This is a genomic window from Streptomyces subrutilus, assembly GCF_001746425.1.
GTDB classification, from domain to species: Bacteria; Actinomycetota; Actinomycetes; order Streptomycetales; family Streptomycetaceae; genus Streptomyces; species Streptomyces subrutilus_A.
In genome coordinates this window covers 2,525,493-2,543,495 of record NZ_MEHK01000001.1, presented here as the reverse complement: position 1 = coordinate 2,543,495, position 18,003 = coordinate 2,525,493, and the positions used below count along the sequence as shown (strand labels likewise).

Here is an 18,003-nt window from a genome sequence, read left to right as displayed (position 1 = left end):
CTGGGTAACTGGGTATTCGGGCCGGATGCGAATCCGGACCCTAGGGGAGGGTAACGACCGTCGCGGCGTAGACGAGTCCCGCCCCGAAGCCGATGACGAGCGCGGTGTCGCCGCTCTTCGCCGCTCCGGTCGCCAGGAGCCGCTCCATAGCGAGCGGGATCGAGGCGGCCGAGGTGTTGCCGGTGGTCTCCACGTCACGGGCGACCGTGACGTGCTCCGGCAGCTTCAGAGTCTTCACCATCGAGTCGATGATCCGCATGTTTGCCTGGTGCGGAATGAAGACGTCCAGGTCGTCGGCGGTGATCCCGGCGGCGTCGAGCGCCTGCTGGGCCACCTTGGCCATCTCGAAGACGGCCCAGCGGAAGACCGCCTGACCCTCCTGCGTGATGGCCGGGAACTTCTCGGCGCTGTCCTTGCTGCGGAACTCGTCCCACGGCACGGTCTGCTTGATGGTCTCGGACTTGTCGCCCTCCGAACCCCAGACCGTGGGGCCGATGGCGGCCTCGTCCGAGGGGCCCACGACCACGGCGCCGGCGCCGTCACCGAACAGGAAGGCCGTCGCGCGGTCCCCCAGGTCGGTCAGGTCCGAGAGCCGCTCGACGCCGATGACGAGCACGTACTGGGCGGAACCTTCCACCACCAGGCCCTTGGCCAGGGTCAGGCCGTAGCCGAAGCCGGCGCAGCCCGCGGAGATGTCGAAGGCGGCGGGCTTGACCGCGCCGATCCGGTGCGCGATCTCCGTCGCGATGGCGGGGGTCTGCTTGAAGTGCGAGACCGTCGAGACGATCACGGCACCGATCTGCTCCGGGGAGACGCCGGCGTCGGCCAGCGCCTTGCCGGAGGCCTCCACCGACATCGCGGCGACGGTCTCCTGGGGCGAGGCCCAGTGCCGCGTGGCGATGCCGGAGCGGGAGCGGATCCACTCGTCGGACGAATCGATCGTCTCGAGGATGACCTCGTTGGGCACCACGCGGGTCGGGCGGTAGCCGCCGACCCCGAGGATGCGGGCGTACGGGGAGCCCTTGGCCGGCTTGATCTTGGACATGCTGTGTGGGCTCCTTCTCTCAGGCCGTCTGCTCGGCGATGAGCGCCGCGGCCTTGTCGAGATCGTCCGGGGTCTTGAGCGCCACGTTCGGCACGCCCTTCAGGGCGCGCTTGGCCAGACCGGTCAGGGTGCCGCCGGGGCAGAGCTCGATGATCCCCGTGACACCCAGCTCGGCGAACGTCTCCATGCACAGGTCCCAGCGGACCGGGTTCGCGACCTGGCCGACCAGGCGGGCGACGACGTCGGCGCCCGTGGCGACGACGAGGCCGTCCTTGTTCGAGACGTACTTCAGCGCCGGGTCCGCCGGGGACAGGGCAGAGGCGGCCTTCTCCAGCGTGGCGACCGCGGGGGCCATGTGGTGCGTGTGGAAGGCGCCCGCGACCTTGAGGGCGACGACCTTCGTGGAGCCTTCGGGCTTCTCGGCGACCAGGGCGGAGATCTGCTCCGTGGTGCCGGCGGCCACGATCTGGCCCGCGCCGTTGATGTTGGCCGGGGTCAGACCCAGCGCCTCCAGGTGCGCGACGACCACGTCACGGTCACCGCCGAGCACCGCGGCCATGCCGGTCTCCGTGACGGCGGCGGCCTCGGCCATGGCCAGACCGCGCGTACGGACGAGCGACAGCGCGTCGGCGTCCGACAGGACACCGGCGTACGCGGCGGCGGTGAATTCGCCGACGCTGTGGCCCGCGACGGCGCCGAAGGCCGAGGCCGGCCCCAGCGCGTCGGCGGACAGCAGACCCGCGGCGACCAGCAGCGGCTGGGCCACGGCCGTGTCGCGGATCTCGTCCGCGTCGGCCTTGGTGCCGTAGTGGGCGAGGTCGAGCCCGATGGCGTCCGACCAGGCGGCGACGCGGTCAGCGGCACCGGGGAGGTCGAGCCAGGGAGTCAGGAAGCCGGGCGTCTGAGCGCCTTGGCCGGGAGCGACGAGTACGAGCACCCTCACACTCTCTCTTGTGGATGGTCCCTGCCGCCCGTGGGGACAGGGACCAAGAACCGTCGGGGTAATTGTTGATGTCCGACAAAAGTCTAGGACTGGCTGTCGCCGTCGGCCAGACGCCCCAGGATCAGGGCGATCCGCAGCGTGAACGCCGAGCGGACATCGGAAGGCGACCAGCCGGTGACGTCGGTCACACGTCGCAGCCGGTAGCGCACCGTGTTGGGGTGCACGAAGAGCATGCGGGCGGCCCCTTCGAGGCTGCTCGCCTGCTCCAGATAGACACTCAGCGTCTCCAGCAGCGCGGAGCCCGCCTCTTCCAGCGGTCTGTAGATCTCCTCCACCAACTGCTCCCGGGCAGCGGGATCCGAGGCGATCGCCCGCTCCGGCAGCAGATCGTCCGCCAGGACCGGGCGCGGGGCGTCCTGCCAGGCCGTGCAGGCCTTCAGCCCGGCCGCCGCGGCCTGCGCCGACTTCGTCGCGTTCAGCAGGTCGGACACCACCGGACCGGCCACCACCGGACCGGCCGCGAACGGCCCGATCAGGGACTTCGCCACCTGCATCGGGTTGTCGCTGCCGCCCGCGATGACCACCAGGCGGTCCCCGAGCACCCCCGTCAGGACCTGGAGCTTGTGGTGTCGGGCCGCGCGCCGGATCGCCTCGACCGTCAGCTCGCTGTCCCCCTCCGGCGCGGTGCCCAGCACCACGCACACGTGCTCCGGGGAGTTCCAGCCCAGCGCCGCCGCCCGCGAGAGCGCGCCCTCGTCGGCCTCACCGGACAGCACCGCGTTGACGACCAGCGACTCCAGCCGCGCGTCCCACGCCCCGCGCGCCTCGGCGGCCTGCGCGTACACCTGGGCCGTCGCGAAGGCGATCTCCCGGGCGTACACGAGCAGCGCCTCGCGCAGGATCTGCTCGTCGCCCGGGGCCGCCACCTCCTCGATCGCGGTCTCCATGACCTCGATCGTGGTGCGGACCATCTCGACGGTCTGGCGCAGGGTGATCGCCCGGGTCAGCTCCCGCGGAGCCGTCCCGAACACGTCGGTGGAGATCGCCTGGGGGGTCTCCGGGTGCCGGAACCACTCCGTGAACGCGGCGATGCCGGCCTGGGCGACCAGGCCGATCCAGGACCGGTTCTCCGGGGGCATCGCCCGGTACCACGGCAGGGTCTCGTCCATGCGCGCGATCGCGTTGGCGGCGAGCCGGCCGGAGGACTTCTCCAGTCGGCGCAGCGTCGCGGTGTGCGGATGCGCGGGAGCGGGATGCGCGGTCTGTGTCGCGGGGGAATGCTCACGTTCGGGTTGGGGCACGGGACAAGACTGCCTTATCGGGACGGCTGAGCGGAGTCCGGTCCCATGCCCGGCCCCTGCCCGGCGGCTACCGTGGCCCCCATGATTGATGTACGCCGCGGCGCCGACCGGTACGAGGGCGGGGAACCGGCCGCCGGGATCACCACCCGGCACGCCTTCTCCTTCGGGTCCCACTACGACCCGGACAACCTGCGCTTCGGCCCGGTCCTGGCCTGCAACGAGGAGACGCTCGCCGCGGGCGCCGGATTCGACGAGCACCCGCACAGCCACACCGAGATCGTCACCTGGGTCGTCGAGGGCGAGCTCACCCACCGCGACGACACCGGCGAGGAGGGCGTGGTCCGCCCCGGCGACGTACAGCGGCTGAGCGCCGGATCCGGGGCACGGCACGTGGAGCGCAACGACGGCGCGGGGCGGCTGCGCTTCGTGCAGACCTGGCTCGCGCCGCTCACCCCCGGCGGCGAGCCCTCGTACGAGGTGGTCAGGGGGATCGCCGAGGGGACGCCCTACCCGGTCCCCGCGGCCGGAGCCGTGCTGCACGTCCGGCGGCCGGGCGCGGGCGAGCGGATCCCGGTACCGGAGGCGGAGCGCGTCTACCTGCACGTGGTCCACGGGGACCTGCGCCTGGACGGGGAGGAGCTCGGCCCCGGGGACGCGGTGCGGATCACGGGCGAGAAGGACCTGGAGATCACCGCGGGGTCCCCGGGCGAGCTGCTGATCTGGGAACTGCCGGAGCAGACGGACCGGCCGGGCTAGCGCGAGCGGAGCTCGGCGAGGACCGCGTCGGTGAACGGGGTCCACGCCTCCACCGCCCACGGGCCGAACGCGCGGTCGGTCAGGGCCACGCAGGCGGCGCGGGCGTCCGGGTCCACCCACAGGAAGGTGCCGGACTGGCCGAAGTGGCCGAAGGCGCGCGGGGAGGAGGACGCACCCGTCCAGTGCGGGGACTTGCCGTCGCGGATCTCCAGGCCCAGGCCCCAGTCGTTGGGCGACTGGTGCCCGTAGCCCGGCAGCACGCCCTTGAGGCCGGGGTGCACGACGGAGGTGGCCTCCGCGACCGTGCGCACGTCGAGCAGCCGGGGCGCCTGGAGCTCGGCGGCGAACCGGACGAGGTCGGAGACGGTCGAGACGCCGTCCTTGGCGGGCGAGCCCTCCAGGGTGGTGGCGGTCATCCCCAGCGGTTCGCACACCGCCTGGTGCAGGTACTGCGCGAACGGGATGCCGGTCGCCTTGGTGATGTGGTCGCCGAGCACCTCGAAGCCGGCGTTCGAGTACAGCCGGCGCTGCCCGGGCGGGGCGCTGGGCCGGTGCTCGTCGAAGGCCAGCCCGCTGGTGTGCGCCAGCAGGTGGCGGACCGTCGAGCCCTCGGGCCCGGCCGGCTCGTCCAGCTCGATCGCCCCCTCCTCGTACGCGACGAGGGCCGCGTACGCGGCGAGCGGCTTGGTGACCGAGGCCAGCGCGAAACGGTGGCCGAGGGGCCCGTGGGAGCCGGCCAGGCTGCCGTCGGCGCGTACGACGGCAGCCGCGGCCGTCTGCACCGGCCAGTTCTCGATGATCCGCAAGCTCTGCATGGCGCCGAGCCTACTTGCTTGGAGTGCACTCAAGGGTTTTAGCGTGTGGCCCATGAGCCTGACGCAGACGCGGTACACGATCAGCGAGGTCGAGGCACGGACCGGTCTGACCCAGCACACGCTGCGCTGGTACGAGCGGATCGGCCTGATGCCGCACGTGGACCGCTCCCACTCGGGGCAGCGGCGCTTCAGCGACAAGGACCTCGACTGGCTGGCCTTCGTGGGCAAGCTGCGCGCCACCGGGATGTCGGTGGCGGACATGGTCCGCTACGCCGAGCTGGTCCGCGAGGGCGAGCACACCCTCGACGACCGCCGCGAGCTGCTGGAGGCGACACGGCGCGACGTACGGGCGCGGATCTCGGAGCTGACGGACGCGCTCGCCGTGCTGGACTACAAGATCGATTTCTATGCGATGAACGCGGTCGCGGGGAAGAAGGCGCAGTCATGACGGTCGTTTCGCAGTACGACGGCACCATCGAGCAGGTCGAACTCGGCAGGGGCGGCCCGCTGGTCGGCGTCCAGGGCCTGGGCTGCATGGGCATGAGCGAGTTCTACGGGGACACCGACGAGGCGGCGGCCCGCGCGACCCTGGACGCGGCCCTGGCCGCCGGGGTCACCCTCTTCGACACCGCGGACACCTACGGGCTGGGGCGCAACGAGGAGTTCCTCGCCCCCTTCGTGGCGGCGCACCGCCAGGAGATCACCCTGGCGACGAAGTTCGCGATAGAGCGCGACAACGAGGACCCGCACCACCGGGGGGTCCGCAACGACCCGGGCTATGTCCGGCAGGCGGCGGAGGCCAGCCTGCGCAGGCTCGGCGTGGACGTCATCGACCTGTACTACATGCACCGGCGCGACCCGGCCGTGCCGCTCGCCGAGTCGGTGGGCGCCATGGCGGAGCTGGTGCGCGAGGGCAAGGTGCGCCACCTCGGGCTCAGCGAGGTCACCGGCGCGGAACTGCGCGAGGCGCACGCCGTGCACCCCATCGCCGCCCTCCAGTCGGAGTGGTCGCTGTTCAGCCGGGACGTGGAGCGCAGCGCGGTGGGCGCGGCGGCGGAGCTCGGCGTGGCCTTCGTGCCTTACTCCCCGCTGGGCCGGGGCTTCCTGACGGGGGCCTTCGCCGACGCGTCGAGGGACCTGGCCGCCGAGGACTTCCGCCGCCACCAGCCGCGGTTCACCGGGGAGAACGCGAGGACGAACGCGGCCCTGCTGGCCCCGGTCCGGGAGGTCGCCGCGGCGCACGGGGCGAGTCCGGCGCAGATCGCCCTGGCCTGGGTCCAGCAGCGGGCCCGGTTGCACGGCCTGACCGTGGTCCCGATCCCGGGCACCCGCAAGGCGGCGCGGCTGCGGGAGAACGCGGCGGCGACGCGGATCACGCTGACGGAGGCGGAACTGGCCCTGCTGGAGCCGATCGCGTCCAGGGTGGCGGGGGACCGCTACCCGGACATGACCTTCACCTCGGCGTCGCGGGAGGCCTGAGGTCCCGGAGCGGGGCGGACCGGGCCGGGGGCCGGAGCGGCCGGGGTCAGGACAGCTCGGCGGTGAACCGGTCCCGCAGCGCCACGTACTCCGCGTCCGTCAGCAGTCCGGCGCAGTGGAGCTCGCTCAGGTGCTCGAGCCGGTCGTCGGACGGCCGGGGCGAGGGGCAGGTGGCGACCGGCGTGCGGCCGCGCAGGGCGGCCAGGACGGCTGCGGCGAAGGGAAGGGACTCGTGGACCGAGCCGTGGCCCACGGCGAAGACGGCCGCCGCGAGGTCGTGGCTGGGGCGGGGGTCGGGTTCGGTGTCGCGGGGCTCGCGCAGCAGCAGCCGCAGGTGGCCGCCGGGGCCGTCGGGGGAGCTCCATTGCACGCCGGCGAGCTCGGCCAAGGGGTAGCGCCGGTCGCCCGCCTTCCATTTGGTGCTGGTCGCGCCCGTGCGAGACCAGTGGAAGGCGACCGCCGCGCCGTCGAAGGCCACGCGGGCGTCGTAGGCCTTCAGCTGGAGCGGCGGCCGCGGGACGTCGACCAGGAAGTGCGCGGAGGGCTCGGCCGCCTCGGGGCCGAGCCGGGAGCGCAGCGCGTCGGCGAAGGCGTCCGCGTGCGGGGCCCGGTCGCCCGGCAGCACCAGCCGGTAGGGGTCGCAGACCTCCCTCAACTGCCCGGCGGCGGCCTCCATCAGCGGATCGGCGCCCGGCCGCGGGACGGCACGGAGCACCACCGTGTCCCGCTTCCCGGCGGTCACGGTCACCGCGGACACCGCTTCCAGGGGGATCCGGCGCTCGCCCAGGGCGTGCAGGAGCCTCGACTGCCTCGGTGTGCGTATCCCCCGTGCGAAGCGGATGAGCACCGAGTCCGAGTCGAACTCCCAGACGGCATGGTTTCCGGCCAGTACGTCACCCATGCGGCACATCGTAGAGGGAGGGGCCCCCGCGCGTCCCCCTCGGCGCGAGGCCCACTTTTCGGGCCTCTACGCGCGTCCGGCGGTCTCCGCGCCGGAAATACCGTCGCGACAGGCATCGTCCCCGGTCGCGCACACGACGGAACCGAATGCGCCGGTTCCGATTTTGGCGAAGTTGTCCACCGAATCGGTACCTGGCTCGAAATAGCCGGTGTGGGTCCTGGCCATGGCGGAGGACAGCAGGCGCGCGCCGAACTCCGCCGAGACCGGGTCGGCTCCGTGGCCCAGCCCGCCGAACTCCAGGTGCGGTACGTCCGCGATCCAGTCGCCCTCGTCCCGCGTGGCCCAGATCCGGGCCGAGGCGCGCAGGCCGGCGACGTTCGACGCGCGCATCCCGGGGCTGCCCGCCACCACCACGTCCGTCACCCGGCGCGGCAGCTCGTGGGCGGCGACCCCGCACACCACCGATCCGTAGCTGTGGCAGAACAGCGCCACCGTCGAGTCCCCGGGCAGGGCGGTGGTCAGCGACTTCAGCCGGACGGCGCCCTCGAAGGCCATGCGGCCGGTGGCGGCGTCCACGCCGACCCCGGCGGGCGCGCTGTACCCGGCCCAGGCGATGACCGCGGTCCGGCTGTCCGGAGCGGCCGCGCGCTGGGCCCCGTACAGCGACTCGGCCATGCCGACCGGAGCGGTGAAGCGGCGCTGCGTGCGCTCGAAGGTGATCGCGTCGGTGTCGACGCCGGGGACGACCACCGACACGCGGCGGGCCCGGTCGAGGTCCCCGAAGACCTCGGCGACGAGGCCGCCGCCGGTGGGGTCGAAGGCGAGGATCTGCCGGCCGGGCTCGGCGAGCGAGGCGAAGCGGTGGGCGCGGCGGGTGGCCGTGAGGCGGTCGGCCGGGGCCAGGGCCACATCGCGGCCGCGGGCCGCCTCGACCAGGCCGGCCTGCTCCAGGCCGAGCCGGTTGGCCCGGTAGCGGGTGGCGGCGGGCACCCCGTCCAGGTTGCCCACGACCAGCGGGTAGCCGTCGGCGAGCCGGGCCCGCTGGGCGCCGTCGAGCCCGTCGAAGAAGCGGGCCACGGTCCGTGCGGAGGCGTCCGCGGGCGGCACCGGCCGGCCGCCGATGCGGGCCTGGGACCAGGCGGAGAGGGCGGCGGCGCGCAGCGGGGTGCCGCCCTCGGGGCGGTGCACGGCCGTCCAGCCGGTCGTCGTCAGCATGACGAAGACCACCGCGAGCGCGAGCAGGGTGCGCAGCGCGGCGGGGCGCGCGTCGGCGCCGGGGGCGGTGGAGAGGGCGGGGCCGGGCAGTTTCACTGGGACCAGCGTAGGAGACCGTTTCCGGCCGGGGCGCGCCGGGTGACGGGTTTCACGGCCGATCGGGTGGGACCGCGGGGCCAGTTGGCGATCAGCGGCCGGCCGGCCGGGCGCCGGCCGTCGGCGCGTTCCGGCGCCAGTTCCCCGTCAGAGCGGGGCCGATCTGGTCGAGATAGGTTTCGGTCATCCGGCGGATCGCGGCCACGCTGGTGTCCTCGCCCTGTCCCCACAGCCGCCCCGTGACCCGCATCACCCCGCAGAACGCGGCGGCGGCCACGCGCGGGCGCGGGTCGGCGTCCGCGTCCAGGCCCTCGCGGGCGGCGAGCAGCCGGGCGATCCGCTCCTCCAGGCCGGTGCAGCGGCGCAGGTGCACGGCGAGCAGGGCCGGGGTGCGCTCGATCAGCCGGTAGCCGCGCATGTAGAGGTCGACGGGCACCACCTCGCACAGGGCCTGGTCGAGGGTGTCCCAGGTGGCGAGCACCGCCCCGCGCATCGCCTCGAGCGGGCCCTCGGCGGCCGGCCGGGCCTGGAGCGCGGCGAAGAAGTGGGACTCGACCAGGTCCTGGACGGCGAAGGCGACCTCCTCCTTGTTCGCGAAGTACCGGAAGAAGGTCCGCTGCGAGACGTGCACGGTGTCGGTGATCTCGTCGACGGTGGTGCGCTCGTACCCCTGGGAGACGAAGAGCAGCAGGGCGGCGCGCAGCAGCGCGTCCCGGGTGCGCCGCTTCTTGCGCTCGCGCAGTCCCGCCGCCACCGGTGCCGTCGGCTCGTCGGTCCTCACCGCGGGGGCTCCCTTCTGACGCCGGGTGGGCGGTCAGGCTACCGGTGCCCTCCCCGGCAGCCGTCCCGTTGCGCCGTCGGTGAGGGGACGGCAACCCGTTCGGGGACGGCCGGCGGGGCGGGCGGCCGGGCCGGCAGCGCCGGGGAGCGGCGCGGCGGAGCCTCGCGGAAGCGTCAACTCCGTACGTATGAGGGTCCCGCCGGGCGGTTCCGGGAGGGCTGTCGCCTATCAGGGTGGACCCGCCCGCGCCCCCTTCCGCCCGCCCGTATCCGCAGGTCAGCGTGGTGTCAGCGGAGCCCCGGAAACGGTCCGGGTGCCGCCCGTCCACAAGGAGTTGACCCGTCATGCGTACGTGGAGCACCACTTTCGCCGCCTTCGCCCTGGCCCTGACCGCCCTCATCCCCGGCACGGCCGGCTCCGCGCACGCCGCGGGCCAGGCGAGTCTCGGGGCATGCGCCACGGGCCAGCTGTGCCTATGGGCGAAACCGGAGTTCAAGGGCACCCGGCACACCCACGAACTGAGCACCCTGGAGATCAACAGCTGCACCGCGCTGCCCGCCGGGACCAGTGCGCAGTCGATCGCCAACCGCACGGGGCGGCCGGTGACCACCTACCAGTCGGCCGTGTGCGCGGAGACCGGCGAGTTCCAGACCTATCCCGGGGACGGGGTCTGGCTGCCCCAGTCCCCCTACCAGGTGAGGGCGTTCAAGGTGTGGGAGAACTAGGCCGGCCCGGTCCGGGGGGCCCCGCCACCGCCTCGCGCGGGGCCGGGTCCACCGGTTCGCGCGGCGGGGCCACCGGCTGCCCGCCCTGCGGGCCGCCCAGCCGGGACACCTCGGCGCGCAGCGCCCGAACCTCCGCGTGGAGCTCCTCGATGGCCGCCAGCTGGAGCCGCTCCGCCCGGTCGTCCCGCTCGAAGCGGGCGATGAACCAGGCGGCGATGTTCGCCGTCACCACACCGAGCAGGGCGATCCCCGACAGCATCAGCCCGACGGCCAGGACGCGGCCGAGGCCGGTGGTGGGGGAGTGGTCCCCGTACCCGACCGTCGTCATGGTGGTGAAGGACCACCACACCGCGTCGCCCAGGTTCCGGATGTTCCCCTCCGGCGCGTCCCGCTCCACGCTCAGCACCGCCAGGGAGCCGAACATCAGCAGCCCCACGACCGACCCGGCCACATAGGTCGTCAGCCGGATCTGCGGGGCCATCCGGGCCCGGCGGCCCGCCAGCAGCAGCGTCGACACCAGCCGCAGCAGCCGCAGCGGCTGCACCAGCGGCAGCAGCACGGCGCACAGGTCCAGCCAGTGCGTCCGTACGAAGTGCCGGCGGTCCGCCGTGATGCCGAGGCGCACCAGGTAGTCGACGGCGAAGACCCCCCACACCACCCACTCCGCGGAGGTGCACGCCCGGTGCACCCACGGGCGCGCGTCGGGCACGACGATCGGCACGGCGTACGCGACGGCGAAGCACACGGCGAGCACCAGCAGGGGAGCCTGCGTACGGCGCTCCCAGCGGGCCTGGCGGGAGGGGTCCTTCATGCGGAGCATCGTAAGGAACGCGTAAAACGCAGGTGCCCCCGGCTCTGCCGGAGGCACCTGCTCACACCTGGACGCGGCCGGACCCGCCGGCCGCCGTCAGCCGCCGCGCCGGGCGGCGGCTACGCGTCGCCGCCCGCCGCGCCCGGGTCCGCCGCCGTGACGTCCAGCAGCTGGTACCGGTCCACGGCCTGCTTCAGCACCGAACGGTCGACCTGACCCGTCTTGGCCAGCTCGGTCAGCGTCGCCAGCACCACCGACTGCGCGTCGATGTGGAAGAAGCGCCGGGCCGCACCACGGGTGTCCGCGAAGCCGAAACCGTCCGCGCCCAGCGAGGTGTACGGGCCGGGCACCCAGCGCGAGATCTGGTCCGGCACCGCCCGCATCCAGTCGGAGACCGCCACGAACGGACCCTCCGCACCCGACAGCTTCCGCGTCACGTACGGGACGCGCTGCTCCTCCTCCGGGTGCAGCAGGTTGTGCTCCTCCACCTCCACGGCCTCGCGGCGCAGCTCGTTCCAGGAGGTCGCCGACCAGACGTCCGCCCGCACGTTCCAGTCGGCCGCGAGGATCCGCTGCGCCTCCAGCGCCCACGGCACCCCCACGCCCGAGGCCAGGATCTGCGCCCCGATGGTCCCCGACGTGCCCGCCGACACCCGGTGGATGCCCTTGAGGATCCCCTCCACGTCCACGTCCGCCGGCTCGGCCGGGTGCTGGATGGGCTCGTTGTAGACGGTCAGGTAGTAGAAGACGTCCTCCGCGTCGGGCCCGTACATGCGCCGCAGACCGTCCTGGACGATGTGCGCGATCTCGTAGCCGTACGCAGGGTCGTACGCGACGCAGCCCGGGTTCGTCGACGCCAGCAGCTGCGAGTGGCCGTCGGCGTGCTGGAGCCCCTCACCCGTCAGGGTGGTCCGGCCGGCCGTCGCACCCAGCACGAAACCGCGCGCCAGCTGGTCGGCCATCTGCCAGAACTGGTCACCCGTGCGCTGGAAACCGAACATCGAGTAGAAGACGTAGACCGGGATCAGCGGCTCGCCGTGCGTGGCGTACGCCGAACCCGCCGCGATCAGCGAGGCCGTGCAGCCCGCCTCGGAGATGCCGTCGTGCAGCATCTGGCCGGTCGGCGACTCCTTGTACGCGAGCAGCAGCTCGCGGTCGACCGCCTCGTACTGCTGCCCCAGCGGGTTGTAGATCTTGGCGCTCGGGAAGAACGCGTCCATGCCGAAGGTGCGGTACTCGTCGGGCGCGATCAGCACGAAGCGCTTGCCGATCTCCTTGTCCCGCATCAGGTCCTTCAGGATGCGGACGAAGGCCATCGTCGTGGCGATCGACTGCTGCCCGGAGCCCTTCTTGGCCGTCGCGTACGTCGCGTCGCCCGGCAGCTCCAGCGGCTTGGCGCGCACCACACGGGTCGGCACGTAGCCGCCCAGGGAGCTGCGCTGGTCGTGCATGTACTGGATCTCGGGCGAATTGCGGCCCGGGTGGTAGTACGGCGGCGCGCCGTTCTCCAGCTGCTGGTCCGTGATCGGGATGTGCAGGCGGTCGCGGAAGCGCTTGAGGTCGTCGACCGTCAGCTTCTTCATCTGGTGCGTGGCGTTGCGGCCCTCGAAGTTCGGGCCCAGCGTCCAGCCCTTGACCGTCTGGGCCAGGATCACCGTCGGCTGGCCCTTGTGGGCCTTGGCCGCCGCGTACGCCGCGTAGACCTTCTTGTGGTCGTGCCCGCCGCGGCCCAGGTGCTGGATCTGGTAGTCGGTCATGTTCTCGACCATGGCGCGCAGCCGCTGGTCGTCCCCGAAGAAGTGCTCACGGATGTACGCACCCGATTCGGTGGCGTACGTCTGGAACTGCCCGTCGGGCGTGGTGTTCATCTTGTTGACCAGGATGCCGTCGCGGTCCTGGGCCAGCAGCGGGTCCCAGGAGCGGTCCCAGATCAGCTTGATGACGTTCCAGCCGGCGCCGCGGAACTGCGACTCCAGCTCCTGGATGATCTTGCCGTTGCCGCGCACCGGGCCGTCGAGGCGCTGCAGGTTGCAGTTCACGACGAAGGTCAGGTTGTCCAGGCCCTCGCGGGCGGCGATCGACAGCTGGCCGAGCGACTCCGGCTCGTCCATCTCGCCGTCGCCGAGATACGCCCAAACGTGGGACTTGGAGGTGTCCGCGATCCCGCGCGCCTCCATGTACCGGTTCATCCGGGCCTGGTAGATCGCACCGAGCGGGCCCAGGCCCATCGAGACGGTCGGGAACTCCCAGAAGTCGGGCATCAGCCGGGGGTGCGGGTAGCTCGAAAGGCCGTACGGCGCCTTCGACTTCTCCTGCCGGAACGCGTCGAGCTGCTGCTCGGAGAGCCGGTCCAGGAGGTAGGCGCGCGCGTAGATACCGGGAGAGGCGTGGCCCTGGAAGAAGATCTGGTCGCCGCCGTCGCCCTCGTCCTTGCCCCGGAAGAAGTGGTTGAAGCCCACGTCGTAGAGGGAGGCGGAGGAGGCGAAGGTCGCGATGTGGCCGCCGACCCCGATGCCCGGGCGCTGGGCGCGCGAGACCATCACGGCCGCGTTCCAGCGGGTGGCGTTGAGGACCTTGCGCTCGATCTCCTCGTTGCCGGGGAAGAAGGGCTCGTCCTTGGTGGCGATCGTGTTGACGTAGTCCGTGCTGCGCATCTCGGGCACGGCCACGCGCTTCTCGCGGGCCCGTTCGATCAGCCGCAGCATCAGGTAACGGGCACGCTCACGGCCCCGCTCGTCGACGGCCGCGTCCAGGGAGTCGAGCCACTCCTGCGTCTCCTCCGGATCGAAGTCCGGGACCTGACTGGGCAGGCCGCCAATGATGATCGGATTGCGATCGGATGCGGAAACCACGCTGTTCCTTCGCTGTCGGGGGAGTCGTGCCTTGGGTTCGCCGCCTCCCATGGTCTTACGCTCGGCCGAAATCGTCATCTTTACCGCTGGGTAATCCCTGGAGACGGCACGAAGTCGGGATGGGCGATCCGAGGGCGGCCAGCCAAATCGCAACCTTACGCCCAGGCCCGTCACACTCGGTCAACGAACTCGCAAGGACGTTCGTCCCTCAAACAGGTAGGAAAGTCCCAAGGCGTCGCCGATGATGCCGAATGAACCGCAATGGTGTGGGATGAATCACCAGAGCCCCGAACGGGGAGGCTGGAAGTTGCGGCGAGACGGCCGCAATCGTCACCGTTTCGACGGTCTCGGCGGCCGGGTACTTGCGCGATCCGCCGCGCCCGTGTGGACTACGTCCAATGCTGCGCGTACGCGCGCCGCCGAAGACATTCACCGAACATGAGCAGGAGGCACCCCGTGAGCGCGACCGCGGACCACGCGGAGAACCTGGCCGCCCGGCTGGGTTTCCAGTCCGAACAGGTGGTCCAGGAGATCGGCTACGACGACGACGTCGATCAGGAATTCCGTGATGTCGTTGATGAGCTCGTCGGCGATCTCGTCGACGAGGACTACGACGACGTCGCGGACGCCGTGTTGCTGTGGTTCCGCGAGGACGACGGCGATCTGGCGGACGCACTGGTCGATGCCACCGAGCTGATCGAGGACGGCGCACTGATCCTGCTGCTGACCCCCAAGACGGGCCGCCCCGGCTACGTCGAGGCCAGTGACATCAAGGAAGCCGCGGAGACCGCCGGCCTCTCGCTGGCCAAGGGTCTTCCCGTGGGCAAGGAGTGGGCCGCCACCAAGCTGGTGACGCCCAAGACCGCCGTCAAGTCCAAGCGCTAAGCCGCGCCCTCCGCTCTCGGGCGGACACTTTTCCCACCCCGTCGACCCCGGTCGGCGGGGTGTGTGCGTTCCCGGCCGCGCCCCGGCCTAGGCTGTGCCTCACCCGAACGGCCCACTGCGGGCGATCCAGGAATGCGGGAACGAAGGGATGCGAGAGATGGCGATCGAGGTCGGCGACAAGGCCCCGGACTTCGAGCTCAAGGACAACCACGGCGCCACCGTGCGGCTCTCCGACTTCCGGGGGGAGAAGGCCGTGGTGCTGCTCTTCTACCCGTTCGCCTTCACCGGCGTCTGCACCGGCGAGCTGTGCGAGCTGCGCGACCAGCTGCCGCGCTTCCAGAACGACGAGGTCCAGCTCCTCGCCGTCTCCAACGACTCCGTGCCGACCCTGCGGGTCTTCGGGGAGCAGGAGAACCTGGACTACCCGCTGCTGTCGGACTTCTGGCCGCACGGGCAGACCTCGCGCGCGTACGGGGTCTTCGACGAGGACAAGGGCTGCGCGGTCCGCGGCACCTTCATCATCGACAAGGACGGCGTCGTGCGCTGGACCGTCGTCAACGGACTGCCCGACGCGCGTGACCTGAACGAGTACATCAAGGCACTCGACAGCCTCTGAGGAAGCCTCCGAGCGCTCTTCGCCGCAGTTCCGCGCGAAAACCGTTTACAGGCGGGAACCCGTCACTAGGATCGAAGCGTTGATCCGGTAGCTCCTCCGGCCACGGCCGGCAGAGCCCAGTGCACGACGGGGCACCGCCCCACACACAGAACCCAATGGAGGACCCGTGGGAGTCAGCCTCAGCAAGGGCGGCAACGTCTCGCTGACCAAGGCCGCGCCTAACCTGACGGCGGTCATCGTCGGTCTCGGCTGGGACGCTCGCACCACCACCGGTGTCGACTTCGACCTCGACGCCAGCGCGATCCTGACCAACGACCAGGGCAAGGTCGCCAGCGACGCGAACTTCGTCTTCTTCAACAACCTGAAGAGCCCCGACGGCTCGGTCGAGCACACCGGTGACAACACCACCGGTGAGGGCGAGGGCGACGACGAGGCGATCAAGGTGAACCTCGCCGGCGTCCCGGCCGATGTCGCCAAGATCGTCTTCCCGGTCTCGATCTACGAGGCCGAGAGCCGCCAGCAGAGCTTCGGCCAGGTCCGCAACGCCTACATCCGCGTGGTGAACCAGGCGGACAACACCGAGCTCGCCCGCTACGACCTCTCCGAGGACGCCTCGACCGAGACCGCCATGGTCTTCGGCGAGCTGTACCGCAACGGCGCGGAGTGGAAGTTCCGCGCCATCGGCCAGGGCTACGCCTCGGGCCTGCGCGGCATCGCGCAGGACTTCGGCGTCAACGTCTGAGCCCAGAGCAGTTCATCCGTCCGGCGCCGTGCACTACGTGTACGGCGCCGGACGGGCTTTGCGGTCCTGCTGTGACCGGCCCCGCGGCCGGCCCGGGCCGCGTCACACGGCACACCGCACGCAGGCACGGCACAGCCGCACGGCACAGGCACACCGCACGCAGGCACACCGTCACGCAGGCACACCGTCGTCCGGGGAGGACCACAACATGGGCGTCACACTCGCCAAGGGGGGCAATGTCTCCCTCTCCAAGGCCGCACCGAACCTGACCCGGGTTCTCATCGGCCTCGGCTGGGACGCGCGCTCGACCACGGGCGCGGACTTCGACCTCGACGCCAGCGCGCTGCTGTGCAACAGCGGCCGGGTGCTGGGGGACGAGTACTTCGTCTTCTACAACAACCTGAAGAGCCCCGAGGGCTCCGTCGAACACACCGGGGACAATCTCACCGGCGAGGGCGACGGCGACGACGAGTCGATCATCATCGACCTCACCAAGGTGCCGGAGCGCGTCGACAAGATCGTCTTCCCGGTCTCGATCCACGAGGCGGACAGCCGCCGGCAGAGCTTCGGCCAGGTCAGCAACGCGTTCATCCGCGTGGTGAACCAGGCGGACGGCCAGGAACTGGCCCGCTACGACCTCTCCGAGGACGCCTCCAGCGAGACCGCGATGATCTTCGGCGAGGTCTACCGGTACGGAGGTGAATGGAAGTTCCGTGCAGTGGGGCAGGGGTACGCGTCGGGTCTGAGGGGCATCGCTCTAGACTTCGGGGTCAACGTTTCGTAAAGCCGCAACAAGACGCATGGGGTGCCAGGTGCCAGTGGTTCTGAAAACCTTCGGCTGGTCGTTCGCCATCACGGCGCTCGGCCTCGCCTTTGCCGCGTGGCAGTGGGGGTGGGAGGCGTTCGGGATCGTACTGATCCTGTCGATCCTCGAGATCTCGCTGTCCTTCGACAACGCGGTCGTCAATGCCGGAATCCTGAAGAAGATGAACGCCTTCTGGCAGAAGATCTTCCTCACCATCGGCATTTTGATCGCCGTGTTCGGTATGCGGCTCGTCTTCCCGGTGGCGATCGTCGCCATCAGTGCCAAGGTCGGCCCCATCGAGGCCATCCAGCTGGCGCTTGACCACCCCGAGCGGTACGAGGCCCTGGTCACCGACGCCCACCCGGCCATCGCGGCCTTCGGCGGCATGTTCCTGCTGATGATCTTCCTCGACTTCATCTTCGAGGAGCGGGAGCACAAGTGGCTCGCCTGGCTCGAGCGTCCGCTGGCCAAGCTCGGCAAGGTCGACATGCTGTCGGTCTGCATCGCCCTGATCGCGCTGCTCGTCTCGGCGATGACCTTCGCCGTCAACGCCCACACCAGCACCGGCCACGCGGACAAGTCCGCCACCGTGCTGCTCGCCGGCGTCGCCGGCCTGATCACGTACCTCATCGTCGGCGGCCTGTCCTCGTACTTCGAGGACAAGCTGGAGGAGGAAGAGGAGCGCGAGCACGAGGAGGAGGAGAAGGCCAAGGCCGCGGGCAAGCCCGTCTCCGCCGTCGGCCTGGCCGGCAAGGCCGCGTTCTTCCTCTTCCTCTACCTGGAAGTCCTCGACGCCTCGTTCTCCTTCGACGGGGTCATCGGCGCCTTCGCCATCACCAACCACATCTTCTGGATGGCGCTCGGCCTCGGTATCGGCGCCATGTACGTCCGTTCGCTCACGGTCTACCTGGTCCGCCAGGGCACCCTGGACGACTACGTCTACCTGGAGCACGGCGCGCATTACGCGATCGGCGCGCTCGCGGTCATCCTCCTGGTCACCATCCAGCACGAGATCAGCGAGATCATCACCGGCCTCATCGGCGTGGTGCTGATCGCCGCCTCCTTCTGGTCCTCGGTGCGCCGCAACAAGCGCGTGGAGCGGGAGGGTTCCGCCGCCGAGGCATGACGGCGGCGGTAATGCGGAACGCTCCATGGCGGGGCGGCCCGCCGGGTCCACGGACCCGGCGGGCCGCCCCGCTTCCGTACGCGTGCAGGGGACCGGGCAAACAGGGGGG

General features: G+C 71.4%; 18 protein-coding genes. 9 read left to right on the top strand and 9 right to left on the bottom strand.

What is annotated here, in order from left to right; translation table 11 throughout:
* Window positions 1-40: 40 nt before the first annotated feature.
* The 3 genes from BGK67_RS12505 to BGK67_RS12495 all read right to left on the bottom strand — a co-directional run bounded on the left by BGK67_RS12505 (window position 41) and on the right by BGK67_RS12495 (window position 3,289).
* A complete protein-coding gene (locus tag BGK67_RS12505; protein ID WP_069920160.1) occupies window positions 41-1,045 on the bottom strand; it encodes a ketoacyl-ACP synthase III in 1,005 nt (334 codons plus the stop codon).
* 19 nt (window positions 1,046-1,064) lie between these two features.
* Window positions 1,065-1,982: an ACP S-malonyltransferase gene (locus BGK67_RS12500; RefSeq protein ID WP_069920159.1), complete on the bottom strand. Its 918-nt coding sequence runs from the start codon at window positions 1,980-1,982 to the stop codon at window positions 1,065-1,067.
* An 89-nt stretch (window positions 1,983-2,071) separates the two neighbouring features.
* Window positions 2,072-3,289, bottom strand: coding sequence for a PucR family transcriptional regulator (locus tag BGK67_RS12495; protein ID WP_069920158.1), 1,218 nt, complete (start codon window positions 3,287-3,289; stop codon window positions 2,072-2,074).
* Between the two features lie 81 nt (window positions 3,290-3,370).
* On the opposite strand from BGK67_RS12495, the gene BGK67_RS12490 reads away from it, so the two are divergent.
* Entirely contained in the window at window positions 3,371-4,045 is a 675-nt protein-coding gene (locus tag BGK67_RS12490; protein WP_069923815.1) for a pirin family protein, read from the top strand.
* Here the strand turns inward: BGK67_RS12490 and BGK67_RS12485 are convergent.
* The gene (locus BGK67_RS12485; protein WP_069920157.1) at window positions 4,042-4,860 is read right to left on the bottom strand and encodes a serine hydrolase domain-containing protein; all 819 of its coding nucleotides are present in this window, start codon (window positions 4,858-4,860) and stop codon (window positions 4,042-4,044) included. The two genes, BGK67_RS12490 and BGK67_RS12485, sit on opposite strands and share 4 nt — an antisense overlap.
* Between BGK67_RS12485 and BGK67_RS12480 the strand changes: the two genes are divergently transcribed.
* Window positions 4,841-5,308, top strand: a complete 468-nt coding sequence (locus tag BGK67_RS12480; protein WP_432215439.1) for a MerR family transcriptional regulator — start codon at window positions 4,841-4,843, stop codon at window positions 5,306-5,308. The genes BGK67_RS12485 and BGK67_RS12480 overlap by 20 nt on opposite strands.
* Window positions 5,305-6,339: an aldo/keto reductase gene (locus BGK67_RS12475; protein ID WP_069920155.1), complete on the top strand. Its 1,035-nt coding sequence runs from the start codon at window positions 5,305-5,307 to the stop codon at window positions 6,337-6,339. The genes BGK67_RS12480 and BGK67_RS12475 overlap by 4 nt, the downstream gene beginning before the upstream one ends.
* A gap of 46 nt (window positions 6,340-6,385) precedes the next feature.
* Here the strand turns inward: BGK67_RS12475 and BGK67_RS12470 are convergent, their stop codons facing one another.
* The 3 genes from BGK67_RS12470 to BGK67_RS12460 form a co-directional block, all read right to left on the bottom strand.
* A complete protein-coding gene (locus tag BGK67_RS12470) occupies window positions 6,386-7,240 on the bottom strand; it encodes a DUF4429 domain-containing protein (RefSeq protein ID WP_208948686.1) in 855 nt (284 codons plus the stop codon).
* Window positions 7,241-7,306: 66 nt separating this feature from the next.
* Window positions 7,307-8,455 (bottom strand): alpha/beta hydrolase, encoded by a 1,149-nt coding sequence (locus BGK67_RS12465; protein ID WP_208948795.1) that lies wholly within the window; start codon window positions 8,453-8,455, stop codon window positions 7,307-7,309.
* Window positions 8,456-8,642: 187 nt separating this feature from the next.
* Window positions 8,643-9,332, bottom strand: coding sequence for a TetR/AcrR family transcriptional regulator (locus BGK67_RS12460; protein ID WP_069920153.1), 690 nt, complete (start codon window positions 9,330-9,332; stop codon window positions 8,643-8,645).
* A 344-nt stretch (window positions 9,333-9,676) separates the two neighbouring features.
* On the opposite strand from BGK67_RS12460, the gene BGK67_RS12455 reads away from it, so the two are divergent.
* Window positions 9,677-10,057 (top strand): peptidase inhibitor family I36 protein, encoded by a 381-nt coding sequence (locus BGK67_RS12455; RefSeq protein ID WP_069920152.1) that lies wholly within the window; start codon window positions 9,677-9,679, stop codon window positions 10,055-10,057.
* Here BGK67_RS12455 and BGK67_RS12450 read toward each other — a convergent pair.
* Together BGK67_RS12450 and aceE are read right to left on the bottom strand one after the other, a co-directional pair.
* Window positions 10,038-10,868, bottom strand: coding sequence for a potassium channel family protein (locus BGK67_RS12450; protein ID WP_069923813.1), 831 nt, complete (start codon window positions 10,866-10,868; stop codon window positions 10,038-10,040). The genes BGK67_RS12455 and BGK67_RS12450 overlap by 20 nt on opposite strands.
* Window positions 10,869-10,987: 119 nt before the next feature.
* Complete coding sequence (aceE, locus tag BGK67_RS12445) at window positions 10,988-13,720, bottom strand: pyruvate dehydrogenase (acetyl-transferring), homodimeric type (protein WP_069920151.1); 2,733 nt, start codon at window positions 13,718-13,720, stop codon at window positions 10,988-10,990.
* Window positions 13,721-14,176: 456 nt separating this feature from the next.
* Between aceE and BGK67_RS12440 the strand changes: the two genes are divergently transcribed.
* The 5 genes from BGK67_RS12440 to BGK67_RS12420 all read left to right on the top strand — a co-directional run bounded on the left by BGK67_RS12440 (window position 14,177) and on the right by BGK67_RS12420 (window position 17,894).
* The gene (locus BGK67_RS12440; RefSeq protein WP_069920150.1) at window positions 14,177-14,605 is read left to right on the top strand and encodes a DUF3052 domain-containing protein; all 429 of its coding nucleotides are present in this window, start codon (window positions 14,177-14,179) and stop codon (window positions 14,603-14,605) included.
* A gap of 157 nt (window positions 14,606-14,762) precedes the next feature.
* Window positions 14,763-15,221 (top strand): peroxiredoxin, encoded by a 459-nt coding sequence (locus BGK67_RS12435; protein WP_069920149.1) that lies wholly within the window; start codon window positions 14,763-14,765, stop codon window positions 15,219-15,221.
* Window positions 15,222-15,387: 166 nt separating this feature from the next.
* Window positions 15,388-15,963: a TerD family protein gene (locus BGK67_RS12430; RefSeq protein ID WP_008739115.1), complete on the top strand. Its 576-nt coding sequence runs from the start codon at window positions 15,388-15,390 to the stop codon at window positions 15,961-15,963.
* Between the two features lie 208 nt (window positions 15,964-16,171).
* Window positions 16,172-16,747, top strand: a complete 576-nt coding sequence (locus BGK67_RS12425) for a TerD family protein (RefSeq protein WP_069920148.1) — start codon at window positions 16,172-16,174, stop codon at window positions 16,745-16,747.
* A 34-nt stretch (window positions 16,748-16,781) separates the two neighbouring features.
* Window positions 16,782-17,894, top strand: coding sequence for a DUF475 domain-containing protein (locus BGK67_RS12420; RefSeq protein ID WP_069920147.1), 1,113 nt, complete (start codon window positions 16,782-16,784; stop codon window positions 17,892-17,894).
* The last annotated feature ends 109 nt before the right edge of the window (window positions 17,895-18,003 follow it).

Coding starts and splice junctions, on each gene's coding strand:
- BGK67_RS12475 (WP_069920155.1), top strand. CDS start 5,305: ATGACGGTCGTTTCGCAGTACGACGGCACCATCGAGCAGGTCGAACTC.
- BGK67_RS12425 (WP_069920148.1), top strand. CDS start 16,172: ATGGGCGTCACACTCGCCAAGGGGGGCAATGTCTCCCTCTCCAAGGCC.
- BGK67_RS12435 (WP_069920149.1), top strand. CDS start 14,763: ATGGCGATCGAGGTCGGCGACAAGGCCCCGGACTTCGAGCTCAAGGAC.
- BGK67_RS12470 (WP_208948686.1), bottom strand. CDS start 7,240: ATGGGTGACGTACTGGCCGGAAACCATGCCGTCTGGGAGTTCGACTCG.
- BGK67_RS12465 (WP_208948795.1), bottom strand. CDS start 8,455: ATGCTGACGACGACCGGCTGGACGGCCGTGCACCGCCCCGAGGGCGGC.
- BGK67_RS12455 (WP_069920152.1), top strand. CDS start 9,677: ATGCGTACGTGGAGCACCACTTTCGCCGCCTTCGCCCTGGCCCTGACC.
- BGK67_RS12505 (WP_069920160.1), bottom strand. CDS start 1,045: ATGTCCAAGATCAAGCCGGCCAAGGGCTCCCCGTACGCCCGCATCCTC.
- BGK67_RS12480 (WP_432215439.1), top strand. CDS start 4,841: ATGATCCGCAAGCTCTGCATGGCGCCGAGCCTACTTGCTTGGAGTGCA.
- BGK67_RS12450 (WP_069923813.1), bottom strand. CDS start 10,868: ATGAAGGACCCCTCCCGCCAGGCCCGCTGGGAGCGCCGTACGCAGGCT.
- BGK67_RS12485 (WP_069920157.1), bottom strand. CDS start 4,860: ATGCAGAGCTTGCGGATCATCGAGAACTGGCCGGTGCAGACGGCCGCG.
- BGK67_RS12490 (WP_069923815.1), top strand. CDS start 3,371: ATGATTGATGTACGCCGCGGCGCCGACCGGTACGAGGGCGGGGAACCG.